Genomic DNA, 14477 nt, shown 5'->3' with positions numbered 1-14477 from the left:
TACGCTGCCGATGTGCACATGGTGCCGGCTGCACGCGCCGCGCGATATCCGCCAAAAGGATGAAGGGCGCGCGGCGCCGGAACGCGCTAAAGTGCACGTGATCCGCGCCGCGACCGGCGCGAGGAGCGCACATGCACCGTGTCACCCACTATCGACGCACCGGCGAAGGCATCGAGGCGATCAGCCTCGAATCCGACCGCGCGTTTCCGCGCCATGCGCACGACGAATTCGGGGTGGGCGTGATCGTCAGCGGTGCGCACCGGTCGTGGAGCGGTCGCGGGCAGGTCGACGCGCTGGCGGGCGACGCGATCATGGTCAATCCCGGCGAGATGCACGACGGCTCGCCGCTCGAGGCCGGCACCGGCAGGCGCTGGCGGATGCTGTACCTCGCGCCCGCGCTGGTCGCGGGCGTCGCCGCGGAAGAAGGCCTCGGCGGCGTCGAGCTTGCCCATCCGGCCGTGCGCGACGCGCGGCTCACGGCCGCCGTCGGCCGGCTGCATGCGCGCATCGTCGCAGGCGAAACCCCGCCGCTGGCCCGCGACGAAGCGCTCGTGATGCTCGTCGCCGGTTTGCTCGCCCGGCACGCGAACCGCACGCTGCCGGCGGCCGGCGTCGCGCCGGCCGTCCGCGTCGCGCGGGAGCGGCTCGATGCAGCGCCGGCCGCTCCCGTGTCGCTCGCCGAGCTGGCCGACCTGAGCGGCGTCAGCCGCTTCCAGTTGCTGCGCGGCTTTGCGCGCGAGCTCGGCATCACGCCGCACGCCTATCTGGTTCAGTCGCGCACGCGGCTGGCGCGCGCGCTGCTGGCCAGCGGCCTGCCGATCGTCGATGCCGCGGCCGAAGCCGGCTTCGCCGATCAGAGCCACCTGACGCGTGCGTTCGCACGCCAGTTCGGGATCACGCCGGGGCGGTTCACGCAGGCGGGATAATCAAGACATCGCCGGCGCAGTGCAGAGCTACCGGGCGCAGTGCATTCAAAGGCGGTTGCTACCTCGACGGCAGCCACGACCTATTGCGTCAGTGCCTGTCGACGGCGCACCGCATTCAATGCCTCTCGCGTTGCAATTTCGTTCAAGACGCGCCCCACCGCCATACGCGACGATGCGGCGCATGAAGACACGACTGATTGGCTATCTCTATCTCGCCGCCGCGATGGCGGGCGTCGGCAGCACCGTCATCGCGAGCCGTCTCGCGGCCGGCGGCCTGCCGCCGTTCGCAGCCACCGCGCTGCGCTTCCTGATCGCGACCCCGCTGCTGTTCATGCTGATGCGCGCGCAGCGCATGCGCTGGCCGCGCATTTCCGCACGCGACGCCGTGCTGCTCGTCATCCAGGCGGCGGCGGGCGGCGGCGGCTATACGGTGCTGCTGATCAGCGGCACGAAACTGTCATCGCCGCTCGATGCGGGTGTGATGCTCGGCACGCTGCCGGCCATGTCGACGCTGATCGCGGCCGTCGTGCTGCGCGAGCGGCAGACGCCGCGCGACTGGCTGGCCGCCGCGCTCGCCACGGCCGGCGTGCTGTTCGTCACGTTCGCGCCGGGCCACGCGATGCCGTCGCTGCAAACACTTGCCGGCGATGCGCTGGTGTTGGCGGCCGTCGCATGCGAAGCCGTCTTCATCCTGCTCAACCGACGGCTTGCCGCACCGGTCCCGCCGCTCGCGCTTTCCACCGCGATGTCGGGCCTCGGCTTCGTGCTCGCACTCGTGCCGGCCGCGTTCGAATGGCAAGCAGTGGCGAACGGCTGGACCGTCGGCGCCGTGTCGGCGATCGTCTACTACGCGTTGATTCCGACCGTGCTCGGCTACCTGTGCTGGTATGCGGGTTCGGCCCGCACGAGCGGCACCGAGGCGGCCCTGTTCACGGCGGTCGCGCCGGTTTCGGCCGTGCTGTTCGCGGTCGCGCTGTTCGGCGAAACGCTGACCGGCACGCGTGTCGCGGGCATCGCGCTCGTCGTCGCCGGCATGCTCGTCGGCGCGACGCGACGGCGTGAGCCGCCTGGCGCATCACGCGCTACGCTCGCCGCGCGGACCGCCATCGATTGACTCGCGCGTTCATTGCCTCGCGGCGAAAAGGGCTCCGGCACCCTGCCGTCGCATCGCCCGCCGATCGCCACCTTTCCGCGATGCAGCCCGCGACTGTAGGAATGTGTCCGTGCACCGCAAAACCGTTGCGCACGACTGCGCAAGATGCAATATTCGCGTGGCCACACCCCTTGACAACCATCGAACAACAATCCGCCACGCAATGAACAGGAAGGAAGCCAAAACAAGAATCGCGGTGCTGCTGTCCGCGGGAACGAGGAAGGCCGATGCGCTGGCCGAGCTGTCCGGACAGGGGCTCAAGGATCGCGTGCTCGCGCACCTGATCGCATCGCGCCCGGACCCCGAACGCTGCCGCAAGAACAAGGTGCACGTCCGGATCCTGATCGCGCTCGGCATCGCCCAGTTGGTCATCAGCCTGATGCTTGCGTACTACTTCTTCGCATCCGGCGCCGGCAACGTCCTCGTCACCGTCTTCCTTGCGCTGACCGTGCCGCTGTCGCTGCTGTTCATCTGGGGCTTCGCGACCCATCGGGTGGGCGCATATCACGCGTTCATCGTGCTGTCGCTGCTGCAGATACCGAAGGCCGTCGCCGATCTCGGGCGCGATCCGGCGGCCGCGCTGCCGAGCCTCGCGATCACGGTCGTGCTGGTCGGTTACGTGTGGTTCGTCCGCACCCGGTTGTTCCCCGACTACGGCTGGTTCACGCCGCGCAAGGTCGAAGGCCGCTACGCGTTCGTGGAACGCGCCTGACGCCACCGGCATCGACCCGCGCGTAAAAAAAGGCGCCGAGCCTCCCCGCAATCGCGGGAAGGCCGGCGCCTTCTGCATACCGGAACCGGTCGGCTTACTTGGCCTTTTCAGCCGAATCGCTGATCGCCTGGCCGCCCTTCGAAATGTCCTGGCCCACGCCGGCAACCGTATTGCAACCGGCAAGCGCCGCGGTCACCACCAGCAGCATTGCAGCAATCGTACGCGTCATTCTCATTCTCCTTCGAATCAACATGCCCGACCGGGCGAATCGTGTGCGGCTGGCGCCCGGCAGACTGCCGGACACGGGGCCTGACCTGATTATACGGAGACGCAGGCCGCGCGCCAGTACGGCTCCGCCGAGTGTCATACGCACCACACCGCGCACGCGCGCAGAATTTTCTTGACTTCATCGCGCCAGGAACTAATATACGCACCGCGTATATTTTCCGCCCAGGAGTCGCCGATGACCGTTCCCCAGCAAGCCTTCCTCCGCGACGCGATGCGCCGCCTCAACATGACCCGCGAGGCATTCGCGAATCGCATCGGCGTCAGCCGACGCGCGCTTGATACCTGGCTGCTTCCGGACGATTCGCAGGAATCGCGCGGGATGCCCGAGATCGTCGAGCGCTTCGTGTCGGAAATCGTCGAGCGCTCGGCGCCGGACGGCGAGAACTATACGCAAAGCGTAGACAAACAAGGGCTCGCGAAGCAATTCCTGTTCGAAGGCAAGCCGCAACTGATCTCCGTCGACCAGTTCTCGCGGGACTCGGTCGAGGCGCTGTTCCGCGTGGCCGATGTCATGCAGCCGATCGCGCGACGCCACAAGATTTCACGCGTGCTCGAAGGCGCGGTGCTCGGCAACCTGTTCTTCGAGGCCAGCACGCGCACACGCGTGTCGTTCGGCGCGGCCTTCTGCCGGCTCGGCGGCTCGGTGTGCGATACGACGGGGTTCACGTTCTCGTCGATGGCCAAGGGTGAATCGATCTACGACACGAGCCGCGTGATGGCCGGCTACGTCGACGCGCTCGTGATCCGCCACCCGGAAAAAGGCTCGGTGGCCGAATTCGCGCGCGCGACCAACCTGCCGGTGATCAACGGCGGCGACGGCCCGGGCGAGCACCCGAGCCAGGCGCTGCTCGACCTCTATACGATCCAGCGCGAGTTTTCGCGGCTCGGCAAGATCGTCGACGGCGCGCACATCGCGCTGGTCGGCGACCTGAAATACGGCCGCACCGTGCACTCGCTCGTCAAGCTGCTCGCGCTGTACCGCGGGCTGAAGTTCACGCTCGTGTCGCCGCCGACGCTCGAGATGCCGACGTACATCGTCGAGCAGATCGCGACGAACGGCCATGTGGTCGAGCAGACCAACGACCTCGCGGCCGGGCTGCGCGGCGCGGACGTGGTCTACGCGACGCGAATTCAGAAGGAGCGCTTCACCGACGAGTCGTTCGAAGGCTACACGCCGGATTTCCAGATCAACCAGGCGCTGGTCGACGCGGTGTGCAAGCCCGACACGCTGATCATGCACCCGCTGCCGCGCGACAGCCGGCCCGGCGCGAACGATCTGTCGGTCGACCTGAACCGCGACCCGCGTCTCGCGATCTTCCGGCAAACCGACAACGGCATTCCGGTACGGATGGCGATCTTCGCGGTGCTGCTGGGTGTCGAGAATCTCGTCCAGCACTCGATGCGCGACGCGACGTGGCGACCGCCGGCGTACCTCGGGCCGGAAGACGCGGTGTTTCACGGGATCGACTGACCTGCGGCCGGTGTCGCGCGCCTGAACGCGAGATTGCATCAGTTCAAGGGCCAACGCGCACACATCACGCACCCAACGCGCCGGCTTGCACGGCGCGTTGTCATTTTCGGCGCCGGTAACAACGTGACGGCGGCTAACCCGGCGTCAGGCGGCCCAAGGGTCGATCACACGCAGGCCTGCTGCCTCGAACGGCGCGACGTTGCGCGTGGCCACCTTGGCATTTTGCAGTCACTCGGCGCCCCGCGACGCAATCACTCTAGTCCCACTGCCCCGCCCTTCATACTCGGCCAATCGGCCATCCTTCCCCGCCCCACAAGCCTTCGACCACCCCGCAACATTCGTCAACACTTCCCTTACAAACGCGAACAAGAACGCTTCTCATTTAAAGAAAAATTACATAGAATGCCGCCTGAAAACAAATCGTAATAATTCCCGGCGGCATGCACGTTTCCGCAACGCACCGTCCCGGGGCCACACCGCGAGGTCGAAGCGCACCATGAAATCCCGTCCGGACGAGCTGAAGCTCGGTAAGTTCACCACCTTGTGCAGCGTGCTCGCCGCGAGCCCCGCGTTCGCCGACGGTACGCCGCCCGCGGCGCCCGCCAGCACCGAAGGCCACCTCGCGCCGATCGAGATCCAGGGCAAGACCGAGCACAGCTACAAGGCCGACTTTTCCGCTTCCGCGAAATTCACCGCGCCGCTCGTCGACACGCCGAAATCCGTCACCGTGATCCCGCAGGAACTGATCCAGAGCAGCGGCGCGGCGACGCTGACCGAAGCGCTGCGCACCGTGCCCGGCATCACGTTCGGCGCCGGCGAAGGCGGCAACCCGCTCGGCGACCGTCCGTTCATTCGCGGCTACGACACACAGGGCAGCATGTTCGTTGACGGCATGCGCGACACGGGCGCCACCACGCGCGAGATCTTCAACACCGAGCGCGTCGAGATCACCAAGGGCTCCGACGGCGCGTACGGCGGCCGCGGCGGTGCCGGCGGCAGCATCAACCTGATCACGAAGGCCCCCCACCTCGGCACGACGGCCGCCGCGAGCGCGGGCCTCGGCACCGACCGCTATCGCCGCTTCACCGCCGACGGCAACTGGCAGTTCGCCGAGCACGCCGCGTTCCGCCTGAACCTGATGAGCCACAACAACGACGTCGCCGGCCGCGACGCCGTCAACAACGAGCGCTGGGGCGTCGCGCCGTCGATCGCGTTCGGCCTCGGCACGCCGACGCGCGTGACCGCGAGCTACTACCACCTGCAGACGGACGACATGCCCGATGGCGGCATCCCGTATTTCTACACGACCTCGAACAAGCCCGCGAACGTCGGCACGATCTATCCGGCGCCCGTCGATCGCCACAACTTCTACGGCCTGATCGACCGCGACTTCCGCAAGACCACGTCGGACATCAGCACGATCAAGATCGAGCACGACATCACGCCGAACCTCACGGTGCGCAACACCACGCGCTACACGGAATCGACGCAGGACTACATCTGGACGCAGCCGGACGACAGCCAGGGCAACGTGGTGAACGGCAAGGTCTGGCGCCGCAACAACAACCGCAACAGCTCGATCAACAGCCTCGCGAACCTGACCGAGCTGTTCGGCGAATTCCGCACGGGCCCGTTCAAGCACAGCTTCACGACCGGCATCGAGCTGTCGCGCGAATGGGGCAAGCGCGACTCGTACACGGTCGCGACCGACACCGGCAAGATCTGCCAGAAAGGCATCGGCGCCGCGTCGGGCTACAACTGCACGAGCCTGTGGTCGCCGAACCCGAACGATCCGTGGGCCGGTTCGATCACGCGCAACAACGACTACGCGCATGCGCGCACCACGACGAAGTCGATCTACGGCTTCGACACGATCGAGATCACGCCGCGCTGGCAAGTCAACGCCGGCGTGCGCGTCGACGACTACTCGACCCGCTTCACCGACACCAAGGCCAACGGCGGCAAGACCACCACACGCGACGACACGCTCGTGAACTGGCAGGCCGGCCTCGTGTTCAAGCCCGCGCAGAACGGCAGCATCTACGCGTCGTATGCGACCTCGTCGACGCCCGCCGGCATGATGCTCGGCGAAGGCAGCGAAACGCAGTCGCTCACGCCGGGCCGCGGCGGCGTCGGCCAGAACGCCGATCAGCTTTCGCCGGAAAAAAACCGCAGCATCGAGCTCGGCACGAAGTGGAACGTGCTGAACGACAAGCTGTCGCTCACAGCCGCGCTGTTCCAGATCGACACGACCAACGCACGCGTGACGCTGCCGAACAACCAGTACGCGATGGTCGGCAACAAGCGCGTGCAGGGTCTCGAGCTCGGCCTCGCCGGCCAGATCACGAAGCAATGGCAGGTGTTCGGCGGCTACACGTACATGAAAAGCCAACTGCGCGACAACGGCAAGGACGCCGCGAATAACGGCAACCGCTTCCCGAACACGCCGAAGCACAGCCTCACGATGTGGTCGAACTACGACGTCACGCGGAAGTTCACGGTCGGCGGCGGCGCGTTCTATATGTCGGAAGTATTCGGCGATCCCGCGAACCTGCGCGCCGTGCCGTCGTACTGGCGCTTCGATGCGATGGCGCAGTACCGGATCAACAAGAAGCTCGATCTGCAACTGAACGTGAACAACCTGTTCAACCGCACCTACTTCGATCAGGCATATCCGGCGCACTATGCGTCGATCGCGCCGAGCCGTTCGGCGTTCGTCACGCTGAACGCGCGCTACTGATCGATGGAGGCCGTGTCGCTGAAGGCGCTCGCGTCGGTATCGCCGCGCGAGTTCGCCGACATCCTGGCCGGGCCGCCCGAGCGCGCCGCCGCGTGGGTCGCGGCGGCGGCCGATAACGGCATCGTCGACGCGCAGGCCGTCTACGGGCAATACCTGCTCGACGGGCACGGCGTCGCACGCGACCCGGCCGCCGCGCTCGGCTGGTTCCGGCACGCCGCGCGGGCCGGCCACCCGATGGCGATGAACATGCTCGGGCGCTGTTACGAGTTCGGTTGGGGCACGGCCGCCTGCGCGCCGGTCGCCGTGTACTGGTACCGGCTTGCCGCGCAGGCGGGGCTCGACTGGGGCATGTACAACTACGCGACCGCACTTGCCCTCGGCAACGGCGTCGACGAGAACCGCGCCGACGCGCTCGACTGGTTCCGCCGCGCGGCCGCGCTCGGCCATGCGAAATCGATCAACCTGATCGGCGGGTTCTACGAGGATGGGTGGGTCGTCGCGGTCGACACCGACGCCGCGTTCGACCACTATCGCCGTGCGGCCGAAGCCGGCGATTTTCGCGGCCAGTTCAACTATGCACGGCTGCTCGCCGAGCGTGGACGCGTCGACGAAGCGCTCGCTTGGCTCGCGCGGGTGCCGGCCACCGCGACACCCGCGTTCATCGCGAAGATGCGCGCGTATCTCGTGTCGTCGCCGCTCGACGCTTTTCGTTCGGCGGCCATGCAGCTGGCGCCGCACGCCATGGAATCCGCATCATGATGCTTCATATCCCCGGTGTACTGACCAAGGCGCAGGTCGCGCAATGCCGCGAGATGCTCGATGCCGCCGACTGGGTCGACGGCAACGCAACGTCCGGCGCGCAGTCGGCGCTCGCGAAACGCAATCGGCAACTGCCGGAAGGCTCGCCGGCCGCGCGTGCGGTGGGCGATGCGATTCAGGACGCACTCGCCCGCCATCCGCTGTTCTTTTCGGCGGCGCTGCCGTTGAAGGTATTTCCACCGCTGTTCAATCGCTATGAAGGCGGCGAGACGTTCGGCACCCACGTCGACAACGCGATCCGGCTGCTGCGCGGCACGGATTTCCGCGTGCGCAGCGATCTGTCGGCGACGCTGTTCCTCGAGGAACCCGACGCATACGACGGCGGCGAGCTGTGCGTCGAGGATACGTACGGCGTGCATCGTGCGAAGCTGCCGGCGGGCGATCTCGTGCTGTATCCGGCGTCGAGCCTGCATCACGTGACGCCTGTGACGCGCGGTGAGCGCGTCGCGTCGTTCTTCTGGATCCAGAGCATGGTGCGCGACGACGGCGATCGCACGCTGCTGTTTCAGCTCGATACGCAGATTCAGGCGCTTTCCGCGGAAAAAGGGGCGAAGGACCCGGTGGTCATTTCATTGACGGGGATTTATCACAACCTGTTGAGGAAGTGGGCGGATGCGTAGCGTGAGCCGGTCGCGCGCCGGCGCTCGCGCCGCGTCGAAAGACGGGTCCAAAACGATCTCGTCAAATGACCCCACTCATATCGCGATGCCGCACACCCCCGTATCGAAATCCGAATTCAAGGCTCGCGCACTCGAACACTTCCGGCTCATCGAAACGTCGGGCGAAAGCCTGATCGTCACCGACCACGGCAAACCGACGCTCGAGATTCGGCCGTATCGCTCGCGCGAAGCTCAGCCGCTGGACATATTGCGTGGTTCGGTCATGCGCTACGACAATCCTCTCGATCCGATTGCGAAAGAGGATTGGGAGACGTCGCGGTGATCGTGCTGGATACGCGTGCATCGGCGTGGTGGGCAGCAGGCGACTCGGTGCTCAGTTGATCACCCGCGACGAAAAAATCCGCGCGTACGCGCACGTCAGGACGCTCTGGTAAGCGTCGCCGGCCCCATAGCTCGAACCGCCGCGCATCTTCCGCCCGACTCTGGCATATTGGCGATTCGTCTGACCAAAACGACCGCGGCCGCCCCATTCAACATCGGCCCGCGGCCCGCAACCGTCCTCGCGCCACTTGCCCGCTACCGTGATACCGCTCTCCGATCCCGCCGTCCGCTCGATCGCCCTGCAAGAGTCACACGAAGGATTCGTCGATCTCGCAGGCTTCCATGACCGCATCGCCGTCGATTTCGACCGCCGCGATATCGAAAGCAGGAGCCTGCATTTCCTGAAAGTGCGTCGCAGTGTGGCGGAACGGCTGATCGCCGCCGCGCACGCGTTACCCGCCGGCCTGCGCCTGTACGTCAAGGAAGGCTACCGCCCGCTGGCCCTGCAGCGCCGGTACTTCACCGAGCATCTCGCGCATCTGCGCCGGACGCTGAATCCGCTGCCGGACGAAGACACCCTGGTCGCACTCACCAGCCACTACGTCGCACCGCCGGAAGTCGCCGCCCATCCGACGGGCGCCGCCATCGACCTCACGCTGATCTCGGCGGAAGGCATCGAGATCGACATGGGCACCATCATGAACGCCACCGACCAGGAATCGTCCGGCGCGTGCTACACGCACAACGCGTTCATCAGCCGTGCGGCCGCGCGAAACCGCCAGATCCTGATCGACGCACTGACCCGCGCCGGCTTCACGAATTACCCGTCCGAATGGTGGCATTGGTCGTTCGGCGACCGCTATTGGGCCGTCATGCAGAACGAATCACACGCAATTTACGGTCCCGTCGAGGAAAGCATGCTCGACGAAGCGTCGCGATGACGGTTTTCCCGATCCGGCATACGTGACTCGGTAACATCCTCACTTGCCGATCCCCGTGTGCTCCCGCACAATCGCAGCACCTGCCTCACTCCCCCCGCGCCGATGTCCTATGCGTCACTCGCCACCGGCGTCCTGCTCGCCGGCGGCCTTGGTCAACGCTTCGACCCGAGCGGCCTGCACAGCAAGCTGCTCGCTCGGCTTCCCGACGGCACGCCGGTCGCAGTCGCCGCCGCCCGCCATCTCGCGGCAGCCACCGCCGACGTGATCGCCGTCGTGCGTCCCGGCGCCGAAAAGCTTGCGATGCTGCTGAACGAAGCCGGCTGTCAGGTCGTGTACGCACCCGACGCGTTGCGCGGCATGGGCGCGAGCCTCGCGGCCGGCGTCCGCACGACCCCCGACGCGCATGGCTGGCTCGTCGCGCTCGGCGACATGCCGTGGATCGCGGCGTCCACCTACGAAACGGTCGCACGCGCACTCGAAACCGACGACGCGTCGATCGTCGCACCCGCGCATCGCGGCGTACGCGGCCATCCGGTCGGTTTCGCCGCGCACCACTTCGATGCGCTCGCCGCCCTCGACGGCGACACGGGCGCCCGCGCACTGTTCGCCAGCGCGCCGGTGACGCTGCTCGACGTCGACGATCCCGGCATCCTGCGCGACGTCGATACCCCGGCGGATTTGCGCTGACTTCGATCGCACGGGCCGCGCAGTATCCCGCACGAACACCGCCAATAAGCGAATTTCTCCGACGATCGACGCCCCGTCACAAGAATCCCGCTGCAAACGCGTGCCCGATTGCCTATAACGGAGACGAGGCGCGTCCGCCGCGCCACCGCCGTCACGCACTGCACGAGTTCTCCATGAGCGATCACACGACCCCGACGCCCGAGCCACCGGCCGACCCGAACCGCGATCCGGAAGACGATCCGTTCTCGTCGCCGCCCGGCCATCACGACAACCCGCAGCAGCCGGACGGTCCACCGAGCAAGGACCCGGTCTAGCCGCGCGCCGCCGGCCGCTCCGCGAATGCAACCCGCTACTTGCGTGACGGGGCCTAGCGCGCGGTATATCCGCCGTCGATCGGCAACGACACGCCGCTGATCATCGACGCCGCATCGCTCAGCAAAAACAGGATCGGTTCGACGACTTCGTGCGGCTCCGCGAACCGGCCGAGCGGAATCGCAGCGAGCATCGGCGCACGCTTCTCCGGTTCGCTCCACGCGAACTGCGCCATCGGCGTGAGCGTGACGGTCGGGTTCACACTGTTCACACGAATGCCGTGCGGCCCGAGTTCGATGCACAGCACGCGCGTGATCGCGTCCATCGCCGCCTTCGACGCGCAATAACTCAGATGCGCGGGCAGGCCGACGAGCGCCGCCTGACTCGACACGTTGACGATGCTGCCCCGTGCGTGCGCAGCGCCGCGTCCGTCGCGTTCGATCATCTTGCGCGCCACGGCCCGCGCGACGAGTGCCGCGCCGCGCGCATTGACGGCCATCACGTGGTCGAACTGCGCGGCGCCGACCTCGAGAGCCGGTTCGAGCGACGCGATCCCCGCACAATTGACGAGGCCGTCGAACGCGTCGTACGCGGCGAGTGCTGCGTCGATCGCGTGTTGATCGCCGCCGACATCCATGCGCAACGTATCGCATGCAACCTCGCCGGCGAGCGTGTCGAGCGCGGCCATGTCGCGCCCCGCCGCGACGACGCGCGCACCCGCCTGCGCCAGCGCGACCGCACATGCGCGGCCGATGCCGCTCGACGCGCCCGTGACGAGCATCGTTGCCCCGCTGAAATCGAATCGTGTGTTCATGATGACGTGCCCAGCCTGTGCATGATCGGCTTGAGTGCCGGATACAGCGCCGTGTAGAGCGCAGAACGCGCGTCGTACGTTTTCGCGCGATCGGCATCGGGCCGTGCACGCTCGACGAGTGTGACCCAGCCGCCCTGCGCGTCATCGCGCGACACGAGCCCCGCGCCGACGCCCGCGAGTAGCGCGGCGCCCATCGCGGCTTCGACGTCCTGCTCGATCGTCCATACCGGAAAGCCCGTCACGTCCGCGATGATCTGCATCCACAGCGCCGAATGCGCGGCGCCGCCGACGACGATCAATCGGTCGTCCAGCGCCACCGCGCCGCGGCGGCCGGCCTCGATGTTGTGGCGCAACGCGAACGCGACGCCTTCGAGCACCGCACGATAAAGATGCGCACGGGTATGCGCGAGACTCAGCCCGACGAACGCGCCGCTCGCCTTCGCATCCCACACCGGGCTACGCTCGCCCATCAGGTATGGCAGGAACAGCACGCCGTCGGCGCCGGCCGGCACGCGCTCGGCCGCCTCCTCGAGCAGCACGTGCGGATCGCCGTGCGGCAACAGGCGCGCCGCATCGATTTCCGCGTGGCAGAACTGGTCGCGAAACCACGCCACCGACGCGCCGGCCGTAATCGCGCCGCCGAACACATACAGGTCGCGCTGCCCGTCGAACACGTGCGGCATGCTGACGAGGCCATGGCGCGCATCGACATGCCGGTTCACGTAGCCCCAGCACATGCTGGTGCCGATCATCGCGACGTGCTGCCCGGTACGCGTCGCGCCGGCCGCGAAGGTCGCCACCGCGGCATCGACGCCGCCCGCGACGACCGGCGTGCCGGCCGGCAGCCCGAGTTGCGCGGTCCATTGCGACAGCAGGCCGCCGACGACGTCCGTCGAATCGACCAGCCGTTCGGGCATCATCGTCGCCGGAATGCCGAGCATGTCGAGCGCGTCGTCGGACCACTCGCGGCGCGCGACGTCGTACACGCCGCCGATATTGCCGGCCGAACTGTGGTCGACCGCGACCTCGCCGGTCAGCAGGTAGATCACGTAAGCGTTCGGCGGCAGGAAATAGCGCACGTTCGCCCACACGTCGGGCCGCTGGTCGCGCAGCCACAGCATCTTGGTGAAGCCGTAGTAGCTGTCGACGCCGTTGCCGGTGATCACGCGCAGCCGCTCGACGTTCACGTGTTCGTTGACCCAGTCGACTTCGGCGGTCGCGCGCCGGTCCATCCAGATCAGGCACGGATGCAGCGGCCGCATGTCGATGTCGACCGGGATGCCCGAGCCGCCGTACAGGCTGCTCACGCACACCGCACGGATCGCGTCGGCCGGCACGCCCTGCGCCCGCGCGTCGCTCACGCAGCCCGCGATGCAGTCGCGCACCGCGTCGAACCACACCTGCGGCCACTGCTCGGCCCACAGCGGACGCGGCGTATCGGGCTGGTAGCCGGCCGAGCGTCGCGCGACGATCGTGCCGTGCCGGTCGACCAGCAGCGCCTTGGTGCTCTGCGTGCCGATGTCGACGCCTATGACGTATTCCATGATGTCTCCGGTGAGGCGCACGCCGGCCGTCAGCGGGCCGGCTTCAGCAGCACCTTGATCGATTCGGGCGATTTCGCGACACGGATCGCATCGTCCCAGTCTTCCAGCGCGAAACCGTGCGTGACGATGCCCTTCGACGTGACGAGCCCGCGCGCGAGCAGGTCGATCGCGACCGGATAGCAGTATGGCCCGAGGTGCGCGCCGCGTACGTCGAGCTCCTTGCGGTCGCCGATGATCGACCAGTCGACGGTCGCATCCTCGCCGAACACGCTGAATTCGACGAAGCGGCCGAGCTTGCGGATCAGGTCGAGCCCCTGGTTCACGCCGACCGGCGCGCCGGTCGTCTCGATGTATACGTCGCAGCCGTAGCCGTCGGTGAGCGCGCGGACGATCTCGCGCGCGTCGTCGCGCTGCGGGTTGATCGTCACGTCGGCGCCGTACTGGCGCGCGAGTTCGAGCCGTTCGTCGATCAGGTCGATCACGACGAGTTTCTTCGGCGTCTTCAGGTGCGCGACCTGCGTCATCATCAGCCCGAGCGGGCCCGCGCCCGCGATCACGACGACGTCGTCGAGCTGAACGTCGCCACGGTTCACCGTGTGGATCGCGCACGACAACGGCTCGATGATCGCCGCATCCTCGAGCGATACGCCGAGCGGAATCTTGTGAACGATCGCGGTCGGCGGAATGCGCATGTACTCGGCCATCCCGCCGTCGGCGACCTCGCGCTGGAAACCGAAGATATTGTGCACCTCGCACATCCAGTACTGGCCCGACTTGCAGTAGCGGCACTTGCCGCACGGCACGATCTGCTCGGCGATCACGCGGTCGCCCAGCGCCACGCCGAAATGCTCGGCCGCGCCGTCGCCGAGCGCTTCCACGTAGCCGAAGAATTCATGGCCGGGAATGACCGGCGCCTTCACCCACGGGCTGGGGCCGCCCCAGAACATCTTGGCGCCGGTGTAGCACTTGCAGTCGCTCGCGCAGATCCCGCACGCGGCGATGCGGATCACGAGTTCGTTCGCGCCGGGATTCGGCTTCGCGACCTGTTCGACGCGATAGTCCTCGGGGCCGTGGCAGACGACCGCGGTCATGCGCGGCTGGGCTTCGGGTGTCGTCATGAGTTGTCTCT

The 14477-nt window shown here is 67.2% G+C and carries 15 protein-coding genes and 1 pseudogene; 11 read left to right on the top strand and 5 right to left on the bottom strand.

The window, feature by feature from the left end:
* Positions 1-131: 131 nt before the first annotated feature.
* The 3 genes from BLS50_RS29280 to BLS50_RS29270 all read left to right on the top strand — a co-directional run bounded on the left by BLS50_RS29280 (position 132) and on the right by BLS50_RS29270 (position 2791).
* Complete coding sequence (locus BLS50_RS29280; protein WP_074806215.1) at positions 132-926, top strand: AraC family transcriptional regulator; 795 nt, start codon at positions 132-134, stop codon at positions 924-926.
* Between the two features lie 181 nt (positions 927-1107).
* On the top strand, positions 1108-2040 hold the full coding sequence (locus BLS50_RS29275) for a DMT family transporter (protein ID WP_074806835.1): 933 nt from the start codon (positions 1108-1110) through the stop codon (positions 2038-2040).
* A gap of 202 nt (positions 2041-2242) precedes the next feature.
* On the top strand, positions 2243-2791 hold the full coding sequence (locus BLS50_RS29270) for a permease (RefSeq protein WP_074806212.1): 549 nt from the start codon (positions 2243-2245) through the stop codon (positions 2789-2791).
* A gap of 94 nt (positions 2792-2885) precedes the next feature.
* Here BLS50_RS29270 and BLS50_RS29265 read toward each other — a convergent pair whose 3' ends face one another.
* Complete coding sequence (locus tag BLS50_RS29265; RefSeq protein WP_006485835.1) at positions 2886-3020, bottom strand: entericidin A/B family lipoprotein; 135 nt, start codon at positions 3018-3020, stop codon at positions 2886-2888.
* A gap of 234 nt (positions 3021-3254) precedes the next feature.
* On the opposite strand from BLS50_RS29265, the gene BLS50_RS29260 reads away from it, so the two are divergent.
* Positions 3255-4550, top strand: coding sequence for an aspartate carbamoyltransferase (locus BLS50_RS29260; protein WP_011547337.1), 1296 nt, complete (start codon positions 3255-3257; stop codon positions 4548-4550).
* Positions 4551-4694: 144 nt separating this feature from the next.
* Here the strand turns inward: BLS50_RS29260 and BLS50_RS36450 are convergent.
* A pseudogene (locus tag BLS50_RS36450) lies at positions 4695-4763 on the bottom strand (VapC toxin family PIN domain ribonuclease); the annotation flags it as partial.
* Positions 4764-5046: 283 nt separating this feature from the next.
* Here BLS50_RS36450 and BLS50_RS29255 point away from each other — a divergent pair.
* The 7 genes from BLS50_RS29255 to BLS50_RS36105 all read left to right on the top strand — a co-directional run bounded on the left by BLS50_RS29255 (position 5047) and on the right by BLS50_RS36105 (position 10992).
* Complete coding sequence (locus BLS50_RS29255) at positions 5047-7290, top strand: TonB-dependent receptor (RefSeq protein WP_074806209.1); 2244 nt, start codon at positions 5047-5049, stop codon at positions 7288-7290.
* A gap of 3 nt (positions 7291-7293) precedes the next feature.
* On the top strand, positions 7294-8049 hold the full coding sequence (locus BLS50_RS29250; protein ID WP_074806206.1) for a tetratricopeptide repeat protein: 756 nt from the start codon (positions 7294-7296) through the stop codon (positions 8047-8049).
* A complete protein-coding gene (locus BLS50_RS29245; RefSeq protein WP_074806203.1) occupies positions 8046-8729 on the top strand; it encodes a Fe2+-dependent dioxygenase in 684 nt (227 codons plus the stop codon). The genes BLS50_RS29250 and BLS50_RS29245 overlap by 4 nt, the downstream gene beginning before the upstream one ends.
* Positions 8730-8814: 85 nt before the next feature.
* Positions 8815-9051, top strand: coding sequence for a type II toxin-antitoxin system Phd/YefM family antitoxin (locus BLS50_RS29240; protein ID WP_074806200.1), 237 nt, complete (start codon positions 8815-8817; stop codon positions 9049-9051).
* A 259-nt stretch (positions 9052-9310) separates the two neighbouring features.
* Positions 9311-9991, top strand: coding sequence for a M15 family metallopeptidase (locus BLS50_RS29230; RefSeq protein WP_256334211.1), 681 nt, complete (start codon positions 9311-9313; stop codon positions 9989-9991).
* Positions 9992-10093: 102 nt separating this feature from the next.
* The gene (locus BLS50_RS29225) at positions 10094-10678 is read left to right on the top strand and encodes a nucleotidyltransferase family protein (protein WP_074806191.1); all 585 of its coding nucleotides are present in this window, start codon (positions 10094-10096) and stop codon (positions 10676-10678) included.
* A gap of 173 nt (positions 10679-10851) precedes the next feature.
* Positions 10852-10992, top strand: coding sequence for a hypothetical protein (locus BLS50_RS36105; RefSeq protein WP_012339712.1), 141 nt, complete (start codon positions 10852-10854; stop codon positions 10990-10992).
* Positions 10993-11045: 53 nt separating this feature from the next.
* Here BLS50_RS36105 and BLS50_RS29220 read toward each other — a convergent pair whose 3' ends face one another.
* Genes BLS50_RS29220 through BLS50_RS29210 form a run of 3 tightly spaced genes read right to left on the bottom strand, consistent with a single transcriptional unit; the run spans position 11046 to position 14466 of the window.
* Entirely contained in the window at positions 11046-11804 is a 759-nt protein-coding gene (locus BLS50_RS29220) for an SDR family oxidoreductase (protein WP_074806188.1), read from the bottom strand.
* Positions 11801-13348 carry an FGGY-family carbohydrate kinase gene (locus BLS50_RS29215; protein WP_074806830.1) on the bottom strand — a complete coding sequence of 516 codons (1548 nt, stop codon included), beginning with the start codon at positions 13346-13348 and terminating at the stop codon, positions 11801-11803. Before BLS50_RS29215 ends, BLS50_RS29220 begins: the two co-directional genes overlap by 4 nt.
* Positions 13349-13377: 29 nt before the next feature.
* Positions 13378-14466 (bottom strand): alcohol dehydrogenase catalytic domain-containing protein, encoded by a 1089-nt coding sequence (locus BLS50_RS29210; protein WP_074806185.1) that lies wholly within the window; start codon positions 14464-14466, stop codon positions 13378-13380.
* Positions 14467-14477 lie beyond the last annotated feature (11 nt).

Source organism: Burkholderia orbicola (assembly GCF_900100915.1).
Lineage (GTDB): Bacteria > Pseudomonadota > Gammaproteobacteria > Burkholderiales > Burkholderiaceae > Burkholderia > Burkholderia orbicola.
The sequence above is the reverse complement of the archived record's forward strand: the minus strand, read 5'-3'. Positions and strand labels throughout refer to the sequence as shown.